Origin of the sequence: Pseudomonas sp. 8BK, assembly GCF_902506475.1 — a bacterium.
Classification (GTDB): Bacteria; Pseudomonadota; Gammaproteobacteria; order Pseudomonadales; family Pseudomonadaceae; genus Aquipseudomonas; species Aquipseudomonas anguilliseptica.
In genome coordinates this window covers 4231374-4256896 of sequence record NZ_LR733252.1, presented here as the reverse complement: position 1 = coordinate 4256896, position 25523 = coordinate 4231374, and the positions used below count along the sequence as shown (strand labels likewise).

General features: G+C 61.9%; 24 protein-coding genes. 3 read left to right on the top strand and 21 right to left on the bottom strand.

Going from position 1 to position 25523, the window contains the following annotated elements; genetic code table 11:
* Positions 1-21: 21 nt before the first annotated feature.
* The 4 genes from ACIN8IBEIGE_RS19895 to ACIN8IBEIGE_RS19880 all read right to left on the bottom strand — a co-directional run bounded on the left by ACIN8IBEIGE_RS19895 (position 22) and on the right by ACIN8IBEIGE_RS19880 (position 3753).
* Complete coding sequence (locus tag ACIN8IBEIGE_RS19895) at positions 22-1509, bottom strand: SulP family inorganic anion transporter (RefSeq protein WP_160016173.1); 1488 nt, start codon at positions 1507-1509, stop codon at positions 22-24.
* A gap of 169 nt (positions 1510-1678) precedes the next feature.
* Positions 1679-2128, bottom strand: coding sequence for a DMT family transporter (locus ACIN8IBEIGE_RS19890; protein WP_160016172.1), 450 nt, complete (start codon positions 2126-2128; stop codon positions 1679-1681).
* Positions 2129-2191: 63 nt separating this feature from the next.
* A complete protein-coding gene (locus ACIN8IBEIGE_RS19885) occupies positions 2192-2890 on the bottom strand; it encodes an SDR family oxidoreductase (protein ID WP_090381450.1) in 699 nt (232 codons plus the stop codon).
* Complete coding sequence (locus tag ACIN8IBEIGE_RS19880) at positions 2881-3753, bottom strand: MBL fold metallo-hydrolase (RefSeq protein ID WP_160016171.1); 873 nt, start codon at positions 3751-3753, stop codon at positions 2881-2883. Before ACIN8IBEIGE_RS19880 ends, ACIN8IBEIGE_RS19885 begins: the two co-directional genes overlap by 10 nt.
* A 99-nt stretch (positions 3754-3852) precedes the next feature.
* Here ACIN8IBEIGE_RS19880 and ACIN8IBEIGE_RS19875 point away from each other — a divergent pair, with 99 nt between their 5' ends.
* Positions 3853-4752 carry a LysR family transcriptional regulator gene (locus tag ACIN8IBEIGE_RS19875; RefSeq protein WP_160016170.1) on the top strand — a complete coding sequence of 300 codons (900 nt, stop codon included), beginning with the start codon at positions 3853-3855 and terminating at the stop codon, positions 4750-4752.
* A gap of 6 nt (positions 4753-4758) precedes the next feature.
* Here the strand turns inward: ACIN8IBEIGE_RS19875 and ACIN8IBEIGE_RS19870 are convergent, their stop codons facing one another.
* From ACIN8IBEIGE_RS19870 to ACIN8IBEIGE_RS19845, 6 genes are all read right to left on the bottom strand, one after another.
* The gene (locus ACIN8IBEIGE_RS19870; protein WP_160016169.1) at positions 4759-5247 is read right to left on the bottom strand and encodes a GNAT family N-acetyltransferase; all 489 of its coding nucleotides are present in this window, start codon (positions 5245-5247) and stop codon (positions 4759-4761) included.
* A gap of 16 nt (positions 5248-5263) precedes the next feature.
* Positions 5264-5827, bottom strand: coding sequence for a DUF4136 domain-containing protein (locus ACIN8IBEIGE_RS19865; protein WP_160016168.1), 564 nt, complete (start codon positions 5825-5827; stop codon positions 5264-5266).
* Between the two features lie 24 nt (positions 5828-5851).
* Positions 5852-6445 carry a DUF4136 domain-containing protein gene (locus ACIN8IBEIGE_RS19860; RefSeq protein WP_160016167.1) on the bottom strand — a complete coding sequence of 198 codons (594 nt, stop codon included), beginning with the start codon at positions 6443-6445 and terminating at the stop codon, positions 5852-5854.
* A 171-nt stretch (positions 6446-6616) separates the two neighbouring features.
* Entirely contained in the window at positions 6617-7366 is a 750-nt protein-coding gene (locus tag ACIN8IBEIGE_RS19855; protein ID WP_160016166.1) for a methyltransferase, read from the bottom strand.
* Entirely contained in the window at positions 7359-7679 is a 321-nt protein-coding gene (locus tag ACIN8IBEIGE_RS19850; protein WP_160016165.1) for a nucleotide pyrophosphohydrolase, read from the bottom strand. The genes ACIN8IBEIGE_RS19855 and ACIN8IBEIGE_RS19850 overlap by 8 nt, the downstream gene beginning before the upstream one ends.
* Positions 7680-7784: 105 nt before the next feature.
* On the bottom strand, positions 7785-8639 hold the full coding sequence (locus ACIN8IBEIGE_RS19845; RefSeq protein ID WP_160016164.1) for a MaoC/PaaZ C-terminal domain-containing protein: 855 nt from the start codon (positions 8637-8639) through the stop codon (positions 7785-7787).
* 184 nt (positions 8640-8823) lie between these two features.
* Here ACIN8IBEIGE_RS19845 and ACIN8IBEIGE_RS19840 point away from each other — a divergent pair, with 184 nt between their 5' ends.
* Positions 8824-9816: an AraC family transcriptional regulator gene (locus ACIN8IBEIGE_RS19840; protein WP_160016163.1), complete on the top strand. Its 993-nt coding sequence runs from the start codon at positions 8824-8826 to the stop codon at positions 9814-9816.
* Positions 9817-10000: 184 nt separating this feature from the next.
* Here ACIN8IBEIGE_RS19840 and ACIN8IBEIGE_RS19835 read toward each other — a convergent pair whose 3' ends face one another.
* The 7 genes from ACIN8IBEIGE_RS19835 to ACIN8IBEIGE_RS19805 all read right to left on the bottom strand — a co-directional run bounded on the left by ACIN8IBEIGE_RS19835 (position 10001) and on the right by ACIN8IBEIGE_RS19805 (position 19334).
* Positions 10001-10771 carry a sulfite exporter TauE/SafE family protein gene (locus ACIN8IBEIGE_RS19835; RefSeq protein ID WP_160016162.1) on the bottom strand — a complete coding sequence of 257 codons (771 nt, stop codon included), beginning with the start codon at positions 10769-10771 and terminating at the stop codon, positions 10001-10003.
* A 74-nt stretch (positions 10772-10845) separates the two neighbouring features.
* Complete coding sequence (hsdR, locus tag ACIN8IBEIGE_RS19830; RefSeq protein WP_160016161.1) at positions 10846-13176, bottom strand: EcoAI/FtnUII family type I restriction enzme subunit R; 2331 nt, start codon at positions 13174-13176, stop codon at positions 10846-10848.
* A gap of 94 nt (positions 13177-13270) precedes the next feature.
* Positions 13271-14464: a Fic family protein gene (locus ACIN8IBEIGE_RS19825; RefSeq protein ID WP_160016160.1), complete on the bottom strand. Its 1194-nt coding sequence runs from the start codon at positions 14462-14464 to the stop codon at positions 13271-13273.
* A 407-nt stretch (positions 14465-14871) separates the two neighbouring features.
* Positions 14872-16083 (bottom strand): restriction endonuclease subunit S, encoded by a 1212-nt coding sequence (locus ACIN8IBEIGE_RS19820; protein ID WP_160016159.1) that lies wholly within the window; start codon positions 16081-16083, stop codon positions 14872-14874.
* On the bottom strand, positions 16080-17540 hold the full coding sequence (locus tag ACIN8IBEIGE_RS19815) for an N-6 DNA methylase (RefSeq protein WP_160016158.1): 1461 nt from the start codon (positions 17538-17540) through the stop codon (positions 16080-16082). The genes ACIN8IBEIGE_RS19820 and ACIN8IBEIGE_RS19815 overlap by 4 nt, the downstream gene beginning before the upstream one ends.
* Positions 17541-17888: 348 nt before the next feature.
* Positions 17889-18416, bottom strand: a complete 528-nt coding sequence (gene ppa, locus ACIN8IBEIGE_RS19810; protein ID WP_160016157.1) for an inorganic diphosphatase — start codon at positions 18414-18416, stop codon at positions 17889-17891.
* Positions 18417-18494: 78 nt separating this feature from the next.
* The gene (locus tag ACIN8IBEIGE_RS19805; RefSeq protein WP_160016156.1) at positions 18495-19334 is read right to left on the bottom strand and encodes a zinc-dependent peptidase; all 840 of its coding nucleotides are present in this window, start codon (positions 19332-19334) and stop codon (positions 18495-18497) included.
* 111 nt (positions 19335-19445) lie between these two features.
* On the opposite strand from ACIN8IBEIGE_RS19805, the gene ACIN8IBEIGE_RS19800 reads away from it, so the two are divergent.
* Complete coding sequence (locus tag ACIN8IBEIGE_RS19800) at positions 19446-21044, top strand: SpoIIE family protein phosphatase (RefSeq protein ID WP_160016155.1); 1599 nt, start codon at positions 19446-19448, stop codon at positions 21042-21044.
* A 43-nt stretch (positions 21045-21087) separates the two neighbouring features.
* Here ACIN8IBEIGE_RS19800 and ACIN8IBEIGE_RS19795 read toward each other — a convergent pair whose 3' ends face one another.
* From ACIN8IBEIGE_RS19795 to eat, 4 genes are all read right to left on the bottom strand, one after another.
* Positions 21088-21555, bottom strand: coding sequence for a GNAT family N-acetyltransferase (locus tag ACIN8IBEIGE_RS19795; protein WP_160016154.1), 468 nt, complete (start codon positions 21553-21555; stop codon positions 21088-21090).
* A gap of 135 nt (positions 21556-21690) precedes the next feature.
* On the bottom strand, positions 21691-22503 hold the full coding sequence (gene eutC, locus ACIN8IBEIGE_RS19790) for an ethanolamine ammonia-lyase subunit EutC (protein WP_160016153.1): 813 nt from the start codon (positions 22501-22503) through the stop codon (positions 21691-21693).
* 14 nt (positions 22504-22517) lie between these two features.
* Complete coding sequence (locus tag ACIN8IBEIGE_RS19785) at positions 22518-23912, bottom strand: ethanolamine ammonia-lyase subunit EutB (protein ID WP_160016152.1); 1395 nt, start codon at positions 23910-23912, stop codon at positions 22518-22520.
* Between the two features lie 61 nt (positions 23913-23973).
* Positions 23974-25422, bottom strand: coding sequence for an ethanolamine permease (gene eat, locus ACIN8IBEIGE_RS19780; RefSeq protein WP_160016151.1), 1449 nt, complete (start codon positions 25420-25422; stop codon positions 23974-23976).
* Positions 25423-25523: the final 101 nt, after the last annotated feature.

Genomic DNA, 25523 nt, shown 5'->3' with positions numbered 1-25523 from the left:
GCAGTCGCTTGTAAACCCCTCTTAGTGGCCGGACAGCAGGTCGGTGGCGTTGTCTTTGTCATGCACGCCGAAGCGGTCGATGATGGTCGCGCTGGCTTCGTTCAGGCCCAGCACTTCGACTTCGGTGCCCTCGCGGCGCAGCTTGAGTACGACCTTGTCCAGGGCGGCGACGGCGGTGATGTCCCAGAAGTGTGCGCGCGACAGGTCGATGATCACCTTAGCCACTGCCTCCTTGAAGTCAAAGGCGGCGATGAACTTGTCGGCGGAGCTGAAGAACACCTGACCGATCACCTTGTAGGTGCGCTGGCTGCCATCACTGTCAGCTTCGGAATTGATATAGAGGAAGTGGCCGATCTTGTTGGCAAAGAACATCGCCGCCAGCAGCACGCCGACAAACACGCCGTACGCCAGGTTGTGGGTATAGACGGTGACCGCCACGGTGGCGAGCATGACGATATTGGTCGAGAGCGGGTATTGCTTCAGGTTGCGCAGCGAGTCCCAGCTGAAGGTGCCGATCGACACCATGATCATCACCGCTACCAGCGCGGCCATGGGGATCTGGCGGACCCAGTCGCTGAGGAACACCACCATCAGCAACAGCACCACGCCGGCCACCAGGCACGACAGCCGGCCACGGCCACCGGATTTCACGTTGATCACCGATTGACCGATCATCGCGCAGCCCGCCATGCCGCCCATCAGGCCAGCGGCGATATTGGCTACGCCCTGGCCTTTGCATTCGCGGTTCTTGTCGCTGTTGGTGTCGGTCAGGTCATCGATGATGGTGGCGGTCATCATCGATTCCAGTAGACCAACCACGGCCAGGGCGGCGGCGTAGGGGAAGATGATCGCCAGGGTTTCAAACGTCAGCGGCACATCCGGCCAGAGGAAGATCGGCAGGGTATCTGGCAACTCGCCCATGTCGCCGACGGTGCGGATATCCAGGCCGAAATACATGGCCACTGCGGTCATCGACAGGATGCACACCAGCGGCGAGGGAATGACCTTGCCCAGCTTCGGCACGTAGGGGAACAGGTAGATGATGCCCAGGCCGGCGGCGCACATGGCGTAGACCTGCCAGGTGACGTTGGTCAGCTCCGGCAGCTGGGCCATAAAGATCAGAATCGCCAGGGCGTTGACGAAACCGGTGACCACCGAGCGCGAGACAAAGCGCATCAGCGAACCCAGCTTCAGGTAGCCGGCGCCGATCTGCAGCACGCCGGTGAGCAGGGTGGCGGCCAGCAGGTATTCCAGACCGTGGTTTTTCACCAGGGTGACCATGACCAGAGCCATGGCCCCGGTGGCAGCACTGATCATGCCTGGGCGGCCGCCGACAAAGGCGATTACCACGGCGATACAGAAGGAGGCATACAGGCCGACCTTGGGATCGACGCCGGCGATGATCGAGAAAGCGATGGCTTCCGGGATCAGCGCCAACGCCACCACCAGACCGGCGAGCACATCGCCGCGGATGTTAAAGAGCCAGGTGTTTTTCAGGCTTTGCAGCATGGTCAATTCCAAAGGCTGGGGCGCAGTGGCTAGCCAATAGGCACAACCGCGCCGGACGATGAGTCGGGCACATGACGGTTGGTATAGGCAGGGCAGGCAAGGCGCAGGGTAAAAACGCCGCGCACTTTAGCACAGCCGGTCCGCGCCCACGGCGCGCGGCGCTGGGCGGCTAGCTGCGGTGGATCAGCCAGATGCCGGCGACGATCAGCAACAGGCCGCCGATTTTGCCCGCGGTAATCGGTGCTTCGCGAAAGCCGGCCCAGCCGAAGTGGTCCAGGGTCAGGGCCATGCTCAGCTGTCCGGCGATCACCAGCACCATAAACAGCAGGGCGCCGACGCGTGGGCCAGCAAAGGCGGCAGTGGCGATAAACATCACGCCCAGCAGGCCGCCACTCCAGTGCCACCAGGTCAAACCTTTCAGCGCGCCGAAGCTGGGGAACTCGCGCTGCACCAGCACCAGAATCAGCAGCGCCAGGGTGCCGACGGCAAAGGACACCAGTGCGGCGGCCAGCACGCTGGACACCTGCTTGGCCAGTTGCCCGTTGATCCCGGCCTGCAACGGCAGGCAGGCGCCGGCAACGAAGGGCAGGGCCATCAACCACCAGATCGGGGCAGGCATGGGCGTATCTCCAGGCGGGCAGGGCGGGCGATTATGCCGCAAATGCGCAGCGCGCCGTCAGCCTTACCAGGGCAAGGTCTGGCCTTGGTAATCGAGGAATGTGCAGCGTCGGCGACCCAGCTCAGCGGTGATCACCTGATACAGCCCCGCGGCACTGTCCGCCACACTCAAGGGGGCATCCGCGCCGCCCATGGCTGTGCGCACCCAGCCCGGATGCAGAGCCAGCAGGCTCCAGGGCAGCTCGGCATAGTGGCTGCTCCAGCTCAGCAGCAGGCTGTTCAGCGCGGCCTTGCTGGCACCGTACAGCGGCATGTCGAGAGCGCGGTTGAGCTGCAGGCTGGCCATCTGCGAGCTGATAAAGGCCATCACGCCTCCGGCCTCGACTCGCCCGGCCAATTGTTGCGCCAGGCTGATCGGCGCGACCGCATTGGCCAGAAACAGCTGGCCGACCTCTGCGCTGTTGGCCTGGCGCGGATCCTGATGCATTGGGCCGTAGATGCCCGCATTGAACAGGGCGCAGGTCAGCGGTTGGTCACCCAGCGCGCGGTCGATCAGTTGGCCAGCCTCGCGCTGTAGCAAATCGCACTCAATCAGCTGCAGGCGTTGGCCATGTTGCGTGGCCAGCGTCCGCAGTTCGTGGCTGCTGGCCAAGTTGCGGCTCACGGCGTGCACTTGCCAGCCCGCCTGCACAAAGGCCTGGGTCAGACCCAGGCCAATGCCGCGTGAGGCGCCGGTGATCAGGATGCGGCGGCTTAGGGCCACTGCATTTCACCCTTGAGCACCTTGGCGCTCAGTTCCAGGCTGCTGGCGTCGAGCAGCTGCGGGTACTTGGCGTTCATGCTGTCGATCAGCGCCTGACTGTTCTGGGCGTTGGGCAGGGCCGCTTCCAGGTCATTGAGGTAGTTGCGGGTAAAGCGCAGGTCGTCCAGGTTCAGCGCCGGTTGGCCCATAAAGTGCCCAGGCACCAGGGTTTTCGGTTGCAGCGCTTGCAGCTCATCCAGCGATTTCAGCCAGGATTTACGTGCCTCTGCGGTTTGCGCATCGGCAATCCAGGGGTGGATGTTGGCGTAGGTCAGCACGCCGCCGACCACCGCCTTGATGCTCGGAATCCACAGGCTGGTGTGCTTGGGATCATGGCCGACCAGCTCGATGCGCTGGCCTTCCAGGCTCAAATGGTCGCCTTGCAGGGCGTGTGGCACCACTGTGCGGGCCGGGGCGCTGTCCTTGAGGATCGGGCCCCAGTAGGCCAGCTTCGGTGCGCGGCTTTTCTCGATATAGGCGATGGTCTGCGGCGTGGCCAGCACCTTGGCCTTGGGGAAGGCGCGGGTCAGGGTGTCCAGGCCAAAGTAGAAGTCCGGGTCGCCGTGGCTGATAAAGATGGTGGTCAGGGTCTTGCCGCTGGCCTGGATACGCTCGACCAGTTCATGCGCTTCACGGGTGGAGAACTGCGCATCGACCAGGATGGCCTCGCGTTCGCCACTGATCAGCGTTGAAGTTACCGAGAAGATGGCCTTGTCACCTGGGTTGTAGACGTCCAGGGTCAGCGGTTGGGCAAGGGCGGTGGTGGCCAGGGTCAGCAGGCTGGCGCTGGCGAGCAGGCCGCGCAGATGAGTGATGATCGACATGGGGAGCTCCTGTTGAGTGATTGAGCCCATCTTAGTTGCTTTAAATCGATCAAAAAGCCCCGTAATCTGCGCATATTTGTTGCATTAAGTGGGCTAATCATGGATCGCCTGACGGCAACTAGGGTCTTTGTCGAAGTGGTGGAGCGCGGCAGTCAGACCGCCGCCGCTGATGCGCTGGAGATGTCGCGGGCGATGGTGTCGCGTTACCTCGGCGAGCTGGAAACCTGGGTCGGCGCGCGCCTGCTGCACCGCACCACGCGCAAGCTGAGCCTGACCGGTGCCGGCGAGCAGTTGCTCGGTCAGTGCCGCGAGATGCTGGCCATGGCCGATGCCATGCAAAGTGTCAGCCGTACGGACGAGGCTGCGCCGCGTGGCACCCTGCGTATCGCCTGCAGCCAGTCGCTGGCCCAGGCCTGGCTGGTTTACGCGCTGGATGACTTCACCCGGCTGTATCCGCAGGTCAGTATCGACCTGCTGGTGGGCAGCCAGGCGGTCAATCTGGTGGAGGCGCGCATCGACCTGGCGCTGCGCATCACCAATCAGCTCGACCCCAACCTGATCGCCCGGCAGTTGGCGGTGTGTCGCTCGGTGGTGTGCGCCACCCCTGCGTATCTGGCCAGGCATGGCACGCCACTGCGGCCCGATGAGCTGGCGCAGCACAACTGCCTGAGTTACGCCTATTTTGGCCGTAGCATCTGGGAATTTACCCGCGCCGGTGAGCCGCATGCCGTGGCGGTCAGCGGCAACCTCAGCGCCAATGAATCCATGGTGCTGCTGGAAGCCGGGCTGGCCGATATGGGCATCAGCCTGCAGCCGCGCTATTCAGTCGGCGCGCATTTGCGTTCCGGGGCGCTGGTGCAGTTGCTGCCTGACTACGAGCCGCAGCAATTGGGTATTCACGCCCTGTATGGCACGCGCCGGCAAATGCCGCCGGCACTGCGCGCGTTGCTGGATTTTCTGATTGAGCGGTTTGCGGACCGGCCGGACTGGGATCTGTAAGCCGGCCTACAGCGGTTTGTTGAACTGGATCAGCGCAACGCGCTGGCCCTTGGGGTCGCGGCGCTCGACCACGCCACTTAGGGTATAGCCGAGCTTTGGGTAGAGCAGCAGGCCGGCACTGTTGGCGTTGAAGCACGATACCTGCATGCGTTTGGCGTGGTAATGCTCGCGCGCCAGCTGCTCCATCACCGCCACCAGATAGTGCGCCACGCCGTGGCCACGGGCCCAGGGGGCGACCATCAGATTGCCGAGGGCGCAGTGGTCGTCGTAGTGCCACTGGTAGAAGTTGGCAAAGCCAGCCACTCGGCCATCGAGCAGCACCACCGTGCTGTCTCGGCGTTCGGCCATGGCGGCGGCCAATTGACCGACACTCAGCGGCCAGTCGGCCTTGGGATAGCAGAAGAACAGCTCATCGGCGTTTTGTGGAAAGCCGACGATCTCGGCCAGGTCAGCCGCCGCTGCGGGGCGATGGCTGAGGTGTGGGGTGGGGTTCATGCAACATCCTTGTCGGTCAGCGGGGCGGGTATTGGCTTAATACGTCGGCGACTGTACGGCGTATTGCAGTCTCGCGCTCGCTGGGGCTGGGTTGGCGGCTGCGCAGGACCTGTTCGGCACTGCCACGCCAGACCAGTTTGCCGTCCTTGCCGTCGAGCAGGTCGATCTGCAGGGTGCCGACCTGATAGTCCAAAGTGCGGGTTTCCACATAACTCGGGCCGCCCCAGAAGCCACCGCCCCATGGGTCACCCCAGGTGCCGCCAAAGTGGGTGCTGACCTGCTGCTGGCGATTGTCGACGATCATCCACACCTGCACCTTGAGATCGCCTGTGTTGTTCGCTGGCGCGGGGCGCAAGCCGCGCTGGTCGAGCTGCTCGCTGACCGCGCTGCGAATGCGCTGGCCGGTGAGGTCGCTGTTGATGCGTGGGTCGTCGGGCTTGTATTGCACGGCCGGTTCCTGCCAGCTCCAGCTGCGGTAAGCAGCAAAGTCCCGATTGGGGTCGAAGTCGCGCTCCAGCTGCGGCGTCTGGCATGCGCTGAGGATCAGCAGCAGAGGCAGTAATAGCAGTGATGCACGCATGGGTGCTCTCCTCGGGTTCAGCAATCAGTGTGGCGGGTACGCCGCCAGGGCCTGTTGTAGCGCATTGCGTAATGCGGCGGCGCGTTCACTCTGGCTGCCGCTGCTGAGGGTTTCGGCGCTGGCGCTCCAGACCGGCTGACCATCCTGACCATCGAACAACTCGATGCGCACCACCATGACTTCTTCGGTATAGCTGCGCACCAGCGGCGCGCTACCCCACATGCCGTACTCATCGCCATAGCGACTATGACCGTAATGGCTGCCGTAGCGTTCGGTAACCTGGCGCAGGCGTTGCTCCAGGCGCAGCTCGGCGCTGACCTTCAGGTCGCTGGTTTTGCCGGCGCGATGTGGGCGCAGGCCACGTTGGTCGAGGGCATTGCTCAGGGCTTCCTGCACCTGCTCGGAACTGGCCCAGGCGCTGCCAGCCGGTAGCTGCTGCCAGCTCCAGGTGCGGTAGCGGCCATAGTCGCGTGGCGCGGCCGGGTAGGCGCTGCGATCCAGCTGTTGTGGCGAGTGCGCAGGTGCCGGCGGCAGCGGTTTGCTGTCGGCGACATAAGGATTCTGGCTCTGGCAGGCCGCGAGGGTGGCCAGTAGCAGTAAAATCCAGAGCTGTTTCATGCACTACTCCTGCTACTCGAATAGGGGCATGGCAGGCCGTTGAGAAACGTAGGCGAGGCCGGCAAGACAAGGCAAAAACAGGCGAGGAAGCGGAGTTTACTGTTGTAAATGAGCATTCCGAGCCTGTTTTTAACGCAGTATTGCCAACGCAGGTAGTTTTTCAACGGTCTGTCAGCGTGGCCGGCAGATCCAGTGTAAATAACGGCCCAGCCCGGCAAAGCTGGGGTGGCGACGGTAGGCCAGTTCCATTTCCAGCAGGTCGAGCAACTCGGCCTTGGCCTGGAAGGGTTGCGGCATATAGTCGTGAAATACCCGTACGCCACTCTGGCTTTCGACCTGCCAATTGGCTTCAAGTTGCGCCGCCAGCTCGCGCGGATCAAGCGGCATCTGTGGGGTCAGGCTCTGTTTTTCCCCAGCGAATTCGGCCTTGCGCAGTTTGCGGAAGTGGCCCTTGAGCAAATTGCGGTAGATCAGCGCATCCTTGTTGTAGAACGCCAGCGACAGCCAGCCGCCGGGCGCGCACAGCTGGTGCAGCACGGGCAGGATGCTGTGCGGCTCGGCCAGCCATTCCAGCACCGCGTGGCAGATCACCAGATCAAAGGGCTGCTCCAGCTGGCCGAGTAGGTCCTGCCAGGGCGCCTGGATAAAGGTGGCGTGTTGCCCTGCGGCGGCAAAGCGCTCGCGGGCGCCGGTGAGCATCGGCTCGGCGGGTTCGGTCAGGGTCACCTGGTGGCCACGTTCGGCCAGCCACAGCGACATATGGCCAAGGCCTGCACCAATATCCAGCACCCGCAGCGAGCGCTCGGGTAGCGCTTCGGCCAGGTCGGCCTGAAGCACGGCCAGGCGAATTGCGCCTTTGGCGCCGCCATAGATCTTCTCGGCAAAGCGCGTGGCCAGCTCATCGAAGTGCCGATCACTCATGGGCTGCGCTCCCGAGAAAGCGCTGTTCGTTGTCGGCCAGCTTGGCGCGCACCACCTGTTCCATGTCCAGGCCCAGCTCGCCGCACAGCAGTACCAGATAGAGGATCACGTCGCCGATTTCCTGGCCGGCATGGGTCAGTTTTTCCGGCGGCAATTGGTGTGATTGGGCCTCAGTCAGCCACTGGAATATTTCCACCAGCTCGGCCATTTCCACGCTGGCCGCCATGGCCAGGTTCTTCGGGCTGTGGAATGGCCGCCAATCGTTGTGGTCACGAATGGCGTGCATGCGGGTGGTCAGTTCGGCGAGGTTCATCAGGCGCTCCAGCAAAGAGGAGCATAGCATCGGGGGTTCATCTGCACTGTGCAAGCGGCTGCCGGACAGTTACCGGCAGCCGTCTGCTTTATTTCCGACGAGATTTCACTCCAGTGGCCGCCAGCTGCCGCTCATATGCACCAGCTCATCCTGGCCAAGCAGGCTGAACTGGCCATGGCTGCCGGGCTCGCTGGCCAGCAGGCGCACCTCGGCCGGCAGCAGCACCGGTTTCTGAAAGCGCACACTTACCGCATAACCGGCTGCGGGCAGGCGCGTGCCGAGTTCAGCCAGCGCGCGGCCCTTGTTCCACAGACCGTGAGCAATAGCGCGGGGAAAACCGAACAGCTTGGCCGTGGCGGCAAACAGATGGATCGGGTTGTAGTCACCGGCGATGCGCGCATAACGGCGGCCGATATCTGCCGGGGCGCGCCAGTGCACCAGGGTGGTTTGCGCAAGTGCGGTTTCGGCTTCGCGTTCGGTCGGCTTGCCGTCCAGGCGCAGGGCACGGCAGAGGATGCGGCTGTCGCCTTCCCAGAGCAGGCCGAGCTGGTCGTGCAGCTGGGTGATCAGGCTAAAGGTCACGCCCTTGTCATGGGGCTGCAGGTTCTGCACCTGCACGCTGACGGTAAACGGCCCGAGGCCGCCGAGCGGGCGCAGCACGCGAATATGGTTTTCCAGATGCACCAGGCCGAGCAGCGGAAAGGGGAAGCGTTTGTCGGTGAGCAACTGCATCTGCAGGGCAAACGCCAGAATATGCGGGTAGGTCGCGGGTAGCAGGTGATCATCGGCAAAGCCGCAGATCTGCCGATAGCGCGCCAGGTGTTTGGGGTCAACCGTAACCTGGCAGCGCACGCCCAGCTCAGGCAGGCTGCGGCCGGTCACACGGCGGCGCAACGCCGCGCGGGCAAACAGGCCAGGCAAGGCAGGTGGGGCGGGCAGGTCGAGCCAGTCGGTGGCCATGGGTAAACTCCTCAGAACGGTGGCAGCAGCTTAGTCGGCCACTCGCCTGGTGCATTGGCCGGCTCGCCTGGCTGTGCGGCAGGCCAGTCAATAGACCCGCGCAACACTGATTCACGCCTTGAGCGCAGAGCCCAAAGCTGCCTAAGATGGCCGCGCCTCGCGGATAACAAGAAACCAGAAGAATATGCGTGATCTAACCGACGACGTGGCGCTGATGCGCCCGGTGATCGACGCCTTGCGTGCCAGCGGTAACGACCCCGATCGGGTGCTGGCGCGTGTTGGCCTACCGCCCGGTGGTTTGCCTGCCGGACGCTTTCCCCATGCGGCCCAGGCCATGTTCTGGAAGGCCGCTATCGATGAATGCGGCGAGGAGCATGTCGGCCTCTATCTGGCCCAGCACCTGCCGGCCTTCCACGGCCTGTTGTTGGAATACCTGTTTCTCTCCAGTGAAACCTTTGGCGATGGGCTGCGTCATGTGCTGCGCTACGTACGGCTGCTCTCCGATACCCTGAATGCCAAACTGGACCTGCAGGGCGAGCGCGCGGTGCTGGTGCTTGGGTTGATTCCCGGAACGCCGCGGCACTTTCCGGAGATGCTTGCCGGTGCAGTGATCCGCCTGTTCGATGCGCTGACCGAGGGCGATTTCACGCCTTTTGAAGTGCAGTTTATGCATGCTTCTGGCGCGCCCGCCGAGTTGTATCAGCAGGTCTATGGCTGCCCCGCTCAGTTGGGTGGCGAGCGTTACGCGCTGGTATTCAATGCCTCGGTACTGGAGAAAACCTCGCGGCATGCCGCGCCAGAATTGCTGCGCATGCATGAGTCGCTGGCGCGTCGGCAACTGGCCGAAGTCGAGCGGCTGGACCTGGTGCGCAAGGTGCGTGAGTTGATCGGCGAGTTACTGGTCGACAGCGGTGCCACCCTGGAACAGGTGGCGGCACGGCTGAATATGCCGGCGCGGCGGCTGCGTGAGCGGCTGGCCATGGCCGGGGTGCGCTTCAATGATCTGGTCACCGACTACCGCTGCCGATTGGCCAAGGACCTGCTGCTCAACACCGATGAGCGCATCGAGGTCATCGTCGAGCGCACCGGTTTCTCAGAGCCGAGCACTTTCTATCGCGCCTTCAAGCGCTGGGTCGGCGAAACGCCCGTGGAGTTTCGCAAGCGCGGCAAAAACTGAGGGTCATCAATGCTTGTTGGCGCAGGTTGGGCACATCGTCGTTGATTCCGTTGGGCTTCGTCGCAAGCTCCTCAACGCCAACCTACAGCTGAAAGCCATTCGTAGGTTGGTGTTGAGCGTAGCGAAGCCCAACAGACGTTACATATGTGTCTGATTCGTCCGGTTCACTCACCGCCTGAGCAGGCTACTGGGCGAAATAAGTCGCCCAGAAGTAATACAGCGTCATGCCGCTGCCCACGCTGATCACTAGCAGACGCAGGAACTTGGCCGGCAAACGCTGGCCCAGCGCGCCGCCGACATAGCCGCCCAGGGTGGCACCCACCAACAGAATCACCAGCTCATACCAGCTGACTCGGCCGGCGATGATAAAAGTCGCCGTGGCGACGCTGTAGATCACCGCTGAAATCAGGTTCTTCAGGGCATTGGCGCGGGCCAGCGGGTGGCCTTCGATGGAGAACGCCGCCAATTGCAGGATGCCCATGCCGGCGCCGAAGTAGCCGCCATAGATCGATACGCCGATATGTGCACCCAGCGACAGCGGGCTGTGCGGTGGTTGTGCCGCCTCGGCGCGGCGCGCGGCCAGCCAGCGACTGAGCCAGGGGCTGGCGGCAAACAGCGCGGTGGCGGCCAGCAGCAGCCAGGGAATCAGCTTGGCAAACACCGCATCACCGCCAACCAGCAGCAATAGCCCGCCCAGCAAACCACCGGCCAGCCCCGCGGCCAACAACGGCAGCAGATAACGCCCCAGCGGCCGCAGCGAATCCCGCGCCGCCCAGGCGCCAGCCAGGCTGGCCGGCCACAGCGCCACGGCATTGGTGGCGTTGGCCGTCACCGGCGGCAGGCCTGCCGTGAGCAAGGCCGGAAAGGAGAAAAACGTGCCGCCGCCGGCCAGGGCATTCATTCCGCCGGCAGCAAAACCGGCGAGTACCAGCAGCAGAATCTCGAACACAGGCATGGCAAAGGCTCGGGCAAAAGGTCAGCAGCTTAACCAGCGCGCGCGGTGGGGCCAAGTCGACCAAGGTCGCTCGTCTACGGGTTTTGCCGTGTTGGCCCCTGGTACAGGTATTTCTGGAAGCCAAAGAACAGGTTTTTGATCAGATCGGGTTTGCCCAGGTCAGCGACCGCATCGGCGATGGCGTTGTTGTACTTGAGCTTGAGCAGGGGCGAGAGCTTTTCGCCATCCAGCTCGTCCACGCCTTCCTTCACGTAATGCGCCAGCACGAAGTCGATAAAGGCCTCCTGCTTGCTGCTGAACTGACCATGCAGACTGCTGCTGGCTTTGCTCGCGCGCTCTTCGCGGGTCAGTGGGTCACTGGCGAAGGCGGCATAGCTCAGCACGTCGAACAGATCGCTGTTCTCTGCGTCGATAATGCGCTGCATCTCCACCAGCACCTCGCGGCTAAAACCTCGCTCGGCCAAGCCTTGCAGCAGCGCCTTGCGCGTATCCGGCGCACTCCAGATGCTGCGCAGCTCGTCCTCGTCCTTGAAAAATTCAGGCAGGTTGCCAAACAGGTTTTCGAGGAACTGCGCCGCCGACATCGGCCTGCCATCGGCGCCGAGAAACAGGGTCGCCATCATGTTGCGGATACGCCGTACCGAGCCATTGCTCAGCTTGATCTCGACCACCTCGGGGCGTGGCGGACGCGGTGGCTTTGGCTCCTGCGGGTCGCCCTCATAGCCACCACGTTCTTCGCCAGTGCCAACACCGCCGGGTGTGGCGGGGTCTTCCGGTTCGCCATCCCACTCCGGGTCACTGAACAGGTGATGGGCTTTGACGAAGTCGTAGACGGTGAAATAGTCCTTGCCGTCGAACAGCCGCGTACCGCGCCCGATGATCTGCTTGAACTCGATCATATTGGTCACCGGGCGCAGCAGCACGATATTGCGCACGTTGCGCGCATCCACCCCGGTGGAGAGCTTCTGCGAGGTGGTGAGGATGGTCGGGATGTGCTTCTCGTTGTCCTGGAAGTAGCGCAGATATTCCTCGCCGCGCGCGCCATCGGCGGCCGTTACCCGCACGCAGTAATCCGGCTCGCGACTGCGCTTGTTCTGGTTGATCAGGTCGCGAATTTCCAGCGCATGCTGCTGGTTGGCGCAGAACACCAGGGTTTTATCGTTTGGGTTGATCTGCTGCATAAACAGCCGAACCCGATAGGCCTCGCGCTCGGGGATTTTGATCACGCGGTTAAAGTCGCCTTCAAGGTAGCGCCGGCCCGCTTCCACCTCGCCCTTGACCACCACACCATCGCCCGGCACATGCAGGTACTCGTCCAGCGTGGTGGCGATCTGCTTGACCTTGAACGGGGTCAGAAAGCCATCGTTGATGCCTTCCTTGAGTGAGTACACATACACCGGCTCGCCAAAGTAGGCGTAGGTGTCGACGTTATCCTTGCGCTTGGGCGTGGCGGTCAGGCCCAGCTGAACTGCCGGCGCGAAGTAATCGAGGATGCCGCGCCAGTTGCCTTCATCGTTGGCGCCGCCACGGTGGCATTCGTCGATGATGATGAAGTCAAAGAAATCCGCCGGGTACTCGCCGAAGTAGGGCGTATCGTTCGGCCCGCTCATAAAGGTCTGGAAGATGGTGAAGAAGATGCTGCCGTTCTTCGGCACCTTGCCCTTCTTGCGAATATCGGCCGGGTCGATGCGTACCAGGGCGTCTTCCGGGAAGGCGGAAAACGAGTTGTAAGCCTGGTCGGCGAGGATATTGCGGTCGGCGAGAAACAGAATACGTGGCTGGCGCTGGGCATCACGCTTGAGGTTCCAGCGGCTTTTGAACAGCTTCCAGGCCAGCTGGAAGGCGATAAAGGTTTTGCCGGTGCCGGTAGCCAGGGTTAACAGGATGCGTTGGCGCTCGGCGGCGATGGCCTCCAGCACGCGGCTGATGGCGATGTCCTGGTAGTAACGCGCGCCCCAGGTGCCGCCCTTGTCCTCGAAGGGGATCGCGGCGAAGCGCTCGCGCCACTCATTCTGCTCGCTAAAGGTCTGCTCCCAGAGCTGCTCGGGGCTGGGGAAGCTGGCCACATCGCCTTCGGCGCCACTGCGCATATCGATGGCGTAGATCGCCTGGCCGTTGGTTGAGTAGGTAAAACGCACCGCCAGCTTTTGCGCATAGCCTTTGGCCTGCGCCACACCTTCGCTGTAATGCTTGCCCAGGGCCTTGGCTTCGATCACCGCCAGCTTGGTGTTGCGGTACACCAGCACATAGTCGGCAATCTCCGCCTTGCCGCGCTTGCCAGCCCCCTGGATACGTCCATGGGTGATCGGATATTCGCGCTGGATACGGCTGCCCTCGACCATGCCCCAACCTGCTGCGCGCAAGGCCGGGTCGATCAGTTCGGCACGGGTTTCAGCTTCGTTCACGGCAATATCCTTTTGGCATCATGGCCGGATAGTAACCGTTGCCGCTGCGCGAGTAGAAGGCCAAAGCGCAGCCACGACGCAACGGCCGCAGGCCCTAGATAAACCGCCGATGCAGATCGGGGAAAATTTCCTGGGCAAACCATACCGGCAGGCCGGGCTCCACGTCCCGTGACTTGGGTGTTGGGCTAAGCACAATGCCCAGCTCGATCAGGCGCTTGAGTTCTTCAATCGCCAGGCGCTCGCTCAGGCCGAGAAAGGTCTTGAAGGTCGCGCGCGGCATGCTGCCCATACTCAGCAATGCATGCACCGCCGCCGCCGAGCCGGGGCGGATTTTCGCGGCGCTGATGCGCTCATGGTGTTTAAACAACCGCTCGATGCGTTCGCGCATATTGGCTGGGTCAACCGCCTCGGTCATATAGTCGATCTGGTCGATACACACATCCAGCATAAAGCGGATAAAGCCTAGGTAATGCTTGAGCGAGAGCTGGCCGCGACCGTCCAGATCGCCTTCGCGCGGCCGGTCGGCATTAGCCATCACCGCGTAATACTCGGTTTGCCGCCGCGCCAGGCCCCGTGACAGCGACCACAGGTTGGGCCGCAAATCCAGATACACCAGTTGCAGATGGGTAATCAGCCGTACCAGCCGGCCATTGCCATCCATAAAGGGGTGAACCCAGGCCAGGCGATGGTGGTAGGCCAGGGAGGCAATCAGTCGGGTGCGCGGGTCGTTGTAGCTGCCCAGCTGCTGTTGCAGTAACTCCAGCATGGGTTGCACCACCTGGGCGTCGGGTGCCAGATGGTTGCCTACCACTACCTGCTCGTCCGGCTCCGTGCGTAATTTGCCTGGCACTAAATAGCGCTCACTGTTATGCAGTTTGAGCTGCTCTACAGGCGCGTATTTGAACAAGGCCCGATGCGCCTGCTGGGCGAGCCAGGGGGAAAGCATCGCCGGCCATGCAATATCCGCATCCCAGCGCTGCATAAGGCGTTCAAAGCTGGTTTGCACGCCGAGCTGCTGCATAGCCAGATCGGCCAGCTGTTTGCGCTCGCGTTTCGGCGCTGCCTGGGCGCGCTGCATATCGGCTGGGGCCGAATACTGCCCTTCGATCAGATTGGAGTAATAGGTATTGGTCACCTCCAGCAGTGCGGCCAGCCTGGCTCGGGTGGACGGTGCCAAACGGCCATCGAGAAACGCCGCCTTGGCCGGCAGCAGCGAGGCCTTTTGCAAAATATCCGCTGGCAGCTCGCCGGGTAGTGCCGGGAGCAGGTAGTTCTTGTCGCTAATCATCGCTGCCTTCTGCACATTTTTCTGCAGATTGTGATAACCCGCAGAAGCCTTGCAAAGACTAGCCTAAAGCAGAAAGTGCGGGCTTTGTTTTAAGCTGTTTTTGCACATTTTTCTGCAGATTATGTCGAGTTTGCCTGGCGCGGCTAGGCAAGGGCCATTGGCAGCGGCGCTGTTCGGGGAAGTGGATGCTGGATTATGTGGGCGGGGTTTTAGCCGCGGCGGCCTGGAATGCCCTGCAAGGATCGCGACTAAAGCCCCTCACACTTAGCCCTGAGGCGGCTTAGCGGCGATCTGCCTATTACCAGAAGATCGAGTGGCGGGCATTTTGTAGGCGCACGCCATGCGTGCGAAATCTCGCGGGCATGGCCCGCTCCTACGCCAAGCGACAGTGCGACGGTAATGCTGCGCTAGAGATTACCGCTAAAGGCCTGGTGCAGCAGGGACTGCTTTAGCTCGTCTAGGGCGTCGAGTTTTTGTTGGTAGATGGATTCGAGGCGTTGGACCTCGGCATTCAAGTCACTCAACTGGCCAACAATCTGTTTTTGCACAGTTAAATCAGGGAAGTAGAAGGGTTCGTTTTCAAAGGTGGCGAGATTGATATTGTCCTGTGCGCTGCCTTTACCTTTGGCTTTCAAACTGGCTTTTACCGACTGCAATAGGTATTCAAGAAAGCTATTGCTGGTCTGTTTCGGATCAACCACAACACCAATGACGCTGTCTGGAAAACAACTGTCAAAACCCAAAATGCCAGTCTCAGCAATATTCGCTGCGATGGTTATGCACAGTGTGCCCTTTGGCCACAGTTTGCTTTGGGCAAGGCCGGCCTCACTGTAGGTCTGGTTGAACTCGGTGATCAGATGTTCACATCCGCGAACATCTCCAGTTTGAATAAATGGGTAAGGTCCACCATAAAGTTTCGGATCATTACGAGGGCGATGCTTTGATTTCCCACGGCCAAAGTCCAGAGAAACCTGTCTGAGTGTTTTTCCTTCCCAGCCGGGCTGCTTGGCAAGTTTTGATTGCAGGTGGCTTTCAAACAAGGTACGGGCGTTCTGGAGGTTCTTTTCGGCGATGGTGCGGGCCTTGGCTATGCCATCGAAGGCTTTGTTGAGGATGGCTACGATACGGTGCTGTTCAGGAAGCGAGTCAGGGAACTCTATAACGAACTCCTGAAGCTGAGCCTTTGTAATCGCCTGACGGGTTGATCCACCTTCTTCGCCTGTGTGCAAGAGGCGGCCCTTGTAGATATTTGATATCAGAAGGTAGTGGAGAAAATCAGGGTCGAGCTTCTCTTTAATGGGGCGGATGATTGAAACGTGCTGATTCACGCGGGCAGGCAAGAAGTCAGCTGGCACACGGCAGCATCGGGCAATTGATGCTCCAGTGATGTTCAATAGCACGTCGTGTGATTCGACAACGACATTGGAGAGATCGGCGGCTTGTTCATCATCGATACGCGCCAGCTTCGCTTCGCGGAAGCCGCCGTCATAGACATTCAAGCTGCGGATTAGTGAGATGCCCTCTGCTTTGTAAGACTCGCCACCTCCACGAGGAGTAGCGCCACTACCGATTTTTGTAGTCACCTCGCAGAGGCGCCTTGTCAGCCACCCCTTCTTCATAACAACGCCCTGATAGTCGCCAGTACTTCCGTACTTTCAGCATCCAGTACTACGATCTCGTCCATGATCTCCTGTGGACGGCGATGGATGACTTCTTCGCCCCCCTTCGGGTTCTTCACAGAAAGGTCGTAGGTCGCTGTATCGATCGTGGCTATATCAACGATCCAGCTTTTATCGGTATCAGCCCTAGTCTTTTGCAGCTCGATAAATTCGGCCAGATCGGCGTCATTAAGTGGGTTGGTTTTACCCATATTGCGGCCGGGGTCGAGCTGGTAATACCAGACCTGTCGCGTCGGCGCGCCCTTGGTAAAGAACAGCACCACGGTTTTAACCCCGGCGCCTTGAAAGGTGCCGCCGGGGCAGTCAAGCACGGTATGCAGGTTGCAGCTTTCCAGCAGTTGCTTGCGCAGGCTGACTGCTGCGTTATCGCCGTTGCCGTTACTGAGAAAGGTGTTCTTGATCACGATGGCGGCTTGGCCGCCGGCCTTGAGCATCTTTATAAAGTGCTGGAGGAACAGAAAGGCGGTTTCCCCGGTTTTGATCGGGAAATTCTGCTGCACCTCTTTGCGTTCCTTGCCGCCAAAGGGCGGGTTGGCCAGCACGATGTCGTAACGGTCCTTGTCCTGAATATCCGCCAGGTTTTCGGTCAGGGTATTGGTGTGGATGATATTGGGCGCTTCGATGCCATGCAGAATCATATTCATGATGGCGATCACGTAGGCCAGGCTCTTTTTCTCCTTGCCGTAGAAGGTGTGCTTTTGCAGGGTTTCCTGCTGGCGTGTGCTAAGGCCGGGTTGGCTGCTGAGGTAGTCGAAGGCTTCACACAAGAAGCCGGCCGAGCCTACTGCGCCGTCATAAATACGCTGGCCAATCTGCGGTTGCACCACCTGGATCATGGCGCGGATCAGCGGGCGCGGGGTGTAGTACTCGCCGCCGTTGCGCCCGGCGTTGCCCATATTCTTGATCTTGGCTTCGTAGAGGTGGGACAGCTCATGCTTCTCGGTCTGCGAGCGAAAGCGCAGGCCGTCGACGATTTCCAGCACTTCGCGCAGGTTGTAGCCGCTCTGGATCTTGTTGCTGATCTCGCCAAAGATCTCGCCGATCTTGTACTGGATGGTGTCCGGGCCTTCGGCCTTTTCTTTGAAACCCTTCAGGTAGGGAAATAGCTTGAGGTTGACGAAGGCCTTGAGGTCATCGCCGGTCAGGGCGTTGTCATGGTCGAAGTTGCCATCGGCCTTCTTCGGCGCGGCCCAGCGTTCCCAGCGGTAGGCCGGGTCGAGGATATACAGGTAGTACTTGCCTTCCAGCTCGGCCTCCATGGCCTTGTCCTGCTCCAGGGCATCGAGGTATTTGAGAAACAGCAGCCAGGAGGTTTGCTCGGTGTAATCCAGCTCGCTGCTGGCACCGGCATCCTTGTGCAGGATGTCGTCGATGTTTTTGAAGGCTTGTTCAAACATGGCGGACTTCTTATCCCTGGCGCGGGCGGCTAAATGGTTTGGCGGGCGGCATTATGCTTTTTTGCGCGGGCTGGCGCACGCGGCGCATGGTGGTTGTCTGCGCCGGGTGTGCTGCGGCGTTTTATATGCGGGTTGCCTTAAAAAGACGATGCCCGGTTGGCTGCTCGCCCCTGTAGGAGCGGGCTTGCCCGCGAATCGCGGTCAGCAGAAAAGCATCGCGGACAAGTCCGCTCCTACGGGTTTCGTAGAGCCAGCAAGCGCGGTTGTAGGCACGCAATTAAGACTTAGCCATAAATCGCAGACATAAAAAAACCGGCTTGTGGCCGGTTTTTAGGGGGTGGGCACTACTTATTTTTGGTAAGCAGCGACCGCCTTGTTAATCAGGTTGCGGGCCTCGTCGGCGCCAGCCCAGCCTTCAACCTTGACCCACTTGCCCTTCTCAAGATCCTTGTAGTTCTCGAAGAAGTGCTTGATCTGCTCGATCAACAGCGGGGGCAGGTCGGTGTATTCCTGTACGTCTTTGTACAGCACGGTGAGTTTGTCGTGCGGTACGGCAACCAGCTTGGCGTCGCCGCCGGCTTCGTCGCTCATCAACAGTACGCCAACTGGACGGGCGCGGATAACCGAGCCTGGTGCCACTGGGTATGGAGTGACAACCAGCACGTCGAGGGGGTCACCGTCGTCAGCCAGAGTGTGCGGGATAAAACCATAGTTGGCCGGGTAGAACATCGGGGTGGCCATGAAACGGTCGACCATCAGGCAATCGCTGTCGTGGTCGATTTCGTATTTGATCGGCGCGTGGTTGGCCGGGATCTCGATGGCGACGTAGATGTCGTTCGGCAGGTCTTTACCGGCTGGGATCTTGCTGTAGCTCATGGGGCGACTCCCGAGGGGTGGGCCAAAAAAGTGGCGCGATTATAGGCATATTCCCCTGGTGTTGCTACGGCGGGATGCCTAGCCATTGGTCGCGAACTCACGGTCTTCGGTTCTGACCTGATAGTCCGGGTTGCTCGCCTGCAACTGCTGCAGGCGGGCCAGCGGGTCCTGCCGATAGAACAGCGCCAGTTGCGCGTACACCGCCGGGAAGGCGCCGGCGAGCAGGTCCGGGGCGCTGAAGAAGTATTCGCTGGTGACGGCGAAGAATTCTGCCGGATTTTCCGCCGCATAAGGGTCGATGGCGGTTTCGGCCTCGGGGTTGGCATCCAGTTCTGCGTTCAGCTGATCGAAGGCGCTCTGCATGGCCTTGGCCCACTCCTGCACGGCCATGTTGCTGTGCAGCGGCGGCAGGCCGTTGGCGTCGCCGTTAAGCATGTCCAGCTTGTGCGCCAGCTCGTGGATCACCAGGTTATAGCCATCCCATTGGCCGCTGGCCTGCACGCCGGGCCAGGCGAGGATCACCGGGCCTTGCTGCCAGGCTTCGCCGCTGTGCTCGGCGTCCCATTCGTGCACTACGCCGCTGGCGTCACGGTGGCGCTGCGGGCTGACGAAGTCATCCGGGTAGAGGACGATTTCATGAAAGCCCTGATACCAGTTGAGGTCGGCCAGGTGCAGCAGCGGCAGTTCGGCCTGTACCCCCAGCAGCAGACGCTCCTGGGTGTCCAGCTCCACACCGGGCAGGGCGCTGAGGTGTTTGTGATGCAGAAACAGCACGGCACGTTCGCGCAGGCGCTGCTGTTCGGCGTCATTCAGGCCGTCGAGGATCGGCAAGTGCTGCAACACCGCCTGCCATTGGGCACTGCTGACGGGATGACGGGCAAGGATGCGCTGGCGACGCCAGGCGCGGAGCGACCACATGGACTCTGCTCGGACGGTGGAAAGCGCCCACCATAAGCCGGGTGTCAGTGCTGGGCAAGTCGGCACAAAGGCTGCAACGGCATGCTTATCCTCGACCTGGGAGGGCTGCCAATGTCGATCGAACGTCTGCATCATCCCACCGTGCAATTGCTTTGCGGTCATGGCCTCGACCTGCCAAGCCAGGCCGCACGGGCCCGCGCGACCTGGCTGCCGGGGCGGGAAGGACGGCCGGCGGTGCTCCTGGTAGCGCTGCTCTGGGCGCGTGAATGCACCGATGTGGTGCGCACCCTGGACTCCTACCTGGATGGCCTGCTGGCCGATTGTTGTTGCACGCCTGGTTGCTGGAGCGAAGCTCAGGCGGCGCGGCAGGTGCTGGCAGCATTCAACCAGCAGTTGTTTCGTCAACGTCAGGCTGGACGCAGCATTGCGCAACTGAATGCCGGCTTGTTACTGCTGCAGAACGGCGAGGCGCAGTTTCTTCAGGCTGGGGCCATCGGTTTGCGGCGCTACCAAGGCGGCACCACGCAGAACCTGATCGGTCGCGATGGCTTGCAGTTGGGGGCGCAAGCCGAACTGGCGCTGGTGCAGCACAGCCTGACCCTGAGCCCTGGTGAGCTGTTGCTGCTGGCTCCACAGCCGCTGCTGGATGTGGCGGACTTGCAGGGCTTTCACGGTGCGGGAGATGGGGCGGGAAGTGATCCATTACCGGTGCTGCTTGCACCCTTGCTGCAAGCCCCCGGCGCAGCTGTTTTATTGCTGCCGGGCGAGGTGGATAGCGCGCCTGAATTGGCCCCGCGCAAGCCCTGGCGCGCGGTGGTCAATCCGCAACCTGGTTTGCAGCTGGATGGCTGGGTACTGCTCTCGGCCTGTCCCTACGGCCCGCCGGGGCGGGTGTTTCGCGCCACCGATGCGCGGGGGCGTGAGGCCATGCTGTGGCTGGCCGAACAGGATGCCGACGAAGCTTTCTGGCAGCGCGAGTGGGTGCTGCGGCGCAGTTCGCTGACCAGCCTGGCGCAGGTGATGTCTTCGCATCAGCCGCGTGAGCATGCCTTCTGGCTGTTCGAGCCTGCGGGCAAGGGCATGCGCAGCCTGATTGACTGGGTGGCGGCCCACGGCCCGGTCGATGGTTTGACGGTACTGGCCGTGCTCGAACAGTTGATCGCCGCCGTGCGCGGTTTGCAACGGCGCGGCATGCAAGGGCTGTGGCTGGACCCACGGAATATCCTGGTAAGTGACGGCGGCCGTGTGCTGCTGTTGCCTGAGCATGCTGCGCTGATTCCCGGTGTCGCGCAGCAGGCGCTGCCGGCTCAGGCCGTGCCGCTGGCCCCCGAGGCGCGTGCTGGGAGGGTGGTGGATGGTCGCGCCGATCAGTTCGCTTTAGCGGCGCTGGCTTACTGGCTGCTTTGTGGGCGCTGGCCTGAGGCGGCGCAGGCGGATGCCGACGGTCATAGCCGTTATGTGCCGTTGGCGCAGTTCAGTGTGCAGGTGCCAACCGGCTGGGATGGTGTGCTGGCACGGGCGCTGGCGCCGAGGCCTGACGCGCGCTTCGAGGCACTGTCGGAGTTTGCGCAGGCGCTGCGTCAGCCGTTACTGCATCAGCCGGCCCCCTTGCGTCGCACACGGCACTATCGGCAGAGCTGGCATCTGGCGGCGCTGGCTCTGCTGGTGCTGCAACTGGGCTTGGGTTTGTGGCTTAGCCTGGAAGGCTGAGGGGCTGAGCCAGCGACGCGCTGTGCGTTGCTGGCTGGGCAGGTTACGGCGCGGTGAAATCTTCGGTGATCGGCAGGACAAAGCTCTTGAACTCGGTGTCTTCCTTGAAACCGATGGACTCGTAGAGCTTGTGGGCCACCTCGTTATCAACGCTGGAGGCCACGCGCAGGCGTACGGCGTTGGTTTCCTTGGCCATCTGCTTGGCGGTCTGGATCAGGCGGTCGGCCACCAGCTGGCGGCGTGCGTCCTGGCAGACGTAGATGTCGTTGAGAATCCACACGCGCTTGAGCGACAGCGAGGAGAAACTCGAGTAGAGCTGGCAGAAGCCGAGAATCTTGTCCTCGTCATCGGCCATGGCCAGGTAGATCACCGACTCCTTGCGGCTGATGCGCTTTTCCAGAAAGGCACGCGAGGAATCAGGGTAGGGCAGCTGGCCGAAGTGTTCGCGGTAATTGACGAACAGGGGGGTCAGTTGATCCAGATGCTCCAGGGTCGCTTGGACGATGCGCATGGTGAGCCTCTACTTAAAAGTCATGTGGATGGCTTCGGCAACACGGCAGCGCTGCCTGCGAACGATCCCGATGCTGCCTAAAGCTTTTGGAAAGTGCAATCCAAACAAGCGTTTGCCCGTAATGCCGCGTCGCACTTAGCCCAGCAGGAAGTTTTCGCGCTGCGCGCCACCTGTTAGCAGCGGCACTTCGGCTTCATCCTTGAGGTTGACCCCCGACAGCTGGCGGCGGCAGGCCTCGCGCATCAGATACAGCAGGCGGTGGCTGGCCATGGCGTAGCTCAGGCCTTCCTGGCGCACGTTGGAGATGCAGTTGCGGTAGGCATCGGTCAGGCCGACCCTGGGAGCGTAGGTGAAATACAGGCCCAGGCTGTCCGGTGAGCTCAGGCCTGGGCGTTCACCAATCAGGATCACCACCATGCGTGCGCCGAGCAATTCGGCCACTTCATCGGCCACCGCCACGCGGCCCTGGCTGACCAGGGCGATGGGCGCCACGCTCCAGCCTTCGGCAGCAGCGTGTTCCTCGATATGCGCCACCATGGGCAGGGCATTGCGGTGTACGGCCAGGGCCGACAGGCCGTCGGCGATGACGATGGCCAGGTCGTAGCCATCCGGGTTGTTTTCGCGGTGCTGGCCCAGCAGCTCGGCAGATTCGTGACTTAAGCGCCGACCCAGATCCGGGCGTTGCAGGTAGGTGTCGCGGTCCTTGGCGGCGCTGTGCAGCAACAGGCTTTGCCGATGCTGGTGAGTCAGGCCTGCGGCCAATGCGCCGTGGTCAAATGGCAGATGAACGGCATCGCGGGCCTGGGCGTGGGCGAACTGGAAATCCAGCTGCGCGCGGGTCGGCATACTGGTGCCGGCGCGACCCAGAGCGATACGCGCCGGGGTGAGGTTGCGCAGTTGCTGCCAGGGATTCTCGCTGGCGCCACTGAGTGAGCTGTCATCGTACATAAGTGGCTCCCTGATCAACCAAGCTGCGCCAGCGCCTGACGAAACGCCGGCGGCAGGCTGTTACCCATGCGCGGGCGACCATCGGCCTGGGTGAAGATGCCCATGCGCTGCAGCCAGGTTTCGAACTCGGGGGCCGGTTTCAGCCCCAGGCTCTGCCGGGCGTACAGCGCGTCGTGGAAGGAAGTGGTCTGGTAATTGAGCATCACGTCGTCGGAACCGGGGATGCCCATGATGAAGTTGATCCCGGCCACACCGAGCAGGGTCAGCAGCACGTCCATATCGTCCTGATCGGCTTCTGCGTGGTTGGTGTAGCAGATGTCGCAACCCATCGGCAGGCCCAGCAGCTTGCCGCAGAAGTGGTCTTCCAGGCCGGCGCGGATGATCTGCTTGCCGTTATAGAGATACTCCGGGCCGATAAAACCGACCACGGTGTTCACCAGAAACGGTTTGAAATGCCGCGCCACTGCATAGGCGCGGGTCTCGCAGGTCTGCTGGTCGAGGCCATGGTGCGCGCCGGCGGACAGCGCGCTGCCCTGACCGGTTTCGAAATACATCAGGTTGTCGCCGAGGGTGCCGCGTTTGAGGCTCAGGCCTGCGTCGTAGCCTTCCTGGAGAATGTTCAGGCTGACGCCGAAACTGGCGTTGGCTGCCTCGGTGCCGGCAATCGACTGGAACACCAGATCCAGCGGTACGCCCCGGTTGATCGCCTCGATCGAGGTGGTGACGTGGGTCAGTACGCAGGCCTGGGTGGGAATTTCATAACGCTGGATGATGCCGTCGAGCATCTTCAGCATGTCGCAGATCGAACTGATGCTGTCGGTGGCCGGGTTGATGCCGATCATGGCGTCGCCGTTGCCATACAGCAGGCCGTCGAGAATGCTCGCGGCGATGCCGGCCGGTTCATCGGTCGGGTGATTGGGTTGCAGGCGGGTGGACATGCGCCCGCGCAGGCCGACGGTGTTGCGAAAACGGCTGACCACGCGGATTTTCTGCGCCACCAGCACCAGGTCCTGCACGCGCATGATCTTCGATACGGCCGCGGCCATTTCTGGCGTCAGGCCCGGTGCAAGGGCGCGCAGGCTGGCTTCATCGGCGCTGTCGCCGAGCAGCCAGTCGCGAAAGCCGCCGACCGTGAGGTGGCTGACCGGGGCAAAGGCCGCCGCATCATGGCTGTCGATAATCAGCCGGGTGACCTCATCAGTCTCGTAAGGAATCAGCGCCTCGGTGAGGAAATGCTTGAGCGGAATATCGGCCAGGGCCATCTGCGCCGCGACCCGTTCGCCGGCATTGCTTGCCGCCACGCCCGCTAGATAGTCGCCGGAGCGTGCCGGGCTGGCCTTGGCCATGACCTCAGCGAGGCTGTCGAAACGGTAGGTTTCACCGCCTACCGTATGCTGAAAACTGGACATTGCGTGTCTCCCAAACGTCACGTTGGCGCAGCACGATCATGCTGCGCCAACGTGACGGGTATTACTTGAGCGCGGCCTCGGCTTTACCGATGGCGACGAATTCTTCTTCCGGCGTACCGGCCACCAGGTGATGGCGACTGTACAGGGCGAAGTAGGCGATCAGCACGGCGTAGATAATCGCGGCACCAATCACCACCCGTGGGTCGACCAGGAAGCCGGCCACCACGGCCACGCAGGCCAGCACCAGGGCGATGCCCGAGGTGACGATGCCACCTGGGGTGCGATACGGGCGATGCATTTCCGGACGGCGCACGCGCAGGGTGATGTGCGCGGCCATCATCAGCACGTAGGAGATGGTGGCGCCAAACACCGCGACCAGAATCAGCAGGTCACCCTGGCCCGTCAGCGATAGGGCAAAGCCGATCAGGCCGGGCACTATCAGCGCCAGCACCGGGGCCTTGTTCTTGTTGGTCAGCGACAGCGAGCGCGGCAGGTAGCCGGCACGTGACAGGGCGAAGATCTGCCGGGAGTAGGCGTAGATGATCGAGAAGAAGCTGGCGATCAAACCGGCCAGGCCGATCAGATTGACGAAGCTGCTCATCCAGGTGGATTCGCCGTAGGCAATGGTCAGGGCTTCCACCAGTGGGTTGCCCGACGCCATCAGCGCCTTGGCGCCGGCGCCGCCTGGGCCAATCAGCAGAATCAGCAGGGCAAAGGCCAGTAGTACCAGCATCGCGCCGATTAGCCCGCGTGGCATGTCGCGCTGCGGATTGCAGGTTTCTTCAGCGGCCAGTGGTACGCCTTCAACCGCGAGGAAAAACCAGATCGCATAGGGGATCGCCGCCCACACGCCGACATAGCCGAACGGCAGGAAACTGCTGGCGCCTGCGGCTTCGGTCACCGGAATGTCGAGCAGGTTGGCCACCGAGAAGTGCGGCACCATCGCGACGATAAACACGCCGAGGGCAATCGCTGCCACGGCGGTGATGATAAACATCAGCTTCAACGCCTCACCGACGCCGAAGATATGGATGCCGATAAACAGCACATAGAAGGCCAGGTAGATCGCCCAGCCGCCAATGCCGAACAGCGACTCGCAGTAGGCGCCGATAAACACCGCAATCGCCGCTGGTGCAATGGCGTATTCGATCAGGATCGCCGTGCCGGTAAGAAAACCGCCCAGGGGGCCGAAGGCGCTGCGGGCAAAGCCGTAGCCGCCGCCTGCGGTGGGGATCATCGAGGACAGTTCCGCCAGGGAGAAGCACATGCACAGGTACATCAGTGCCATCAGCAGGGTGGCGAGAAACATACCGCCCCAACCGCCCTGGGCTAGACCGAAGTTCCAGCCGGCATAGTCGCCGGAAATCACGTAGGCCACGCCCAGACCGACCAGCAATACCCAGCCTGCTGCGCCCTTCTTCAATTGCCTGCTTTGGAAGTAATCGGCATCGACCTGCTCTAAATCGGTGCCTTGCGGTAGACCTACCGCACTGATTTGTTCTGCTGCCATGGGAATTCCTTATCAACACGCTGGCCGCAGCGCAGGCCCGGCCAGGCGTGTAGCTATTTGAGGGAAGAGTGTTACCCAGTGGATCAGCAACCGCTGTGCCA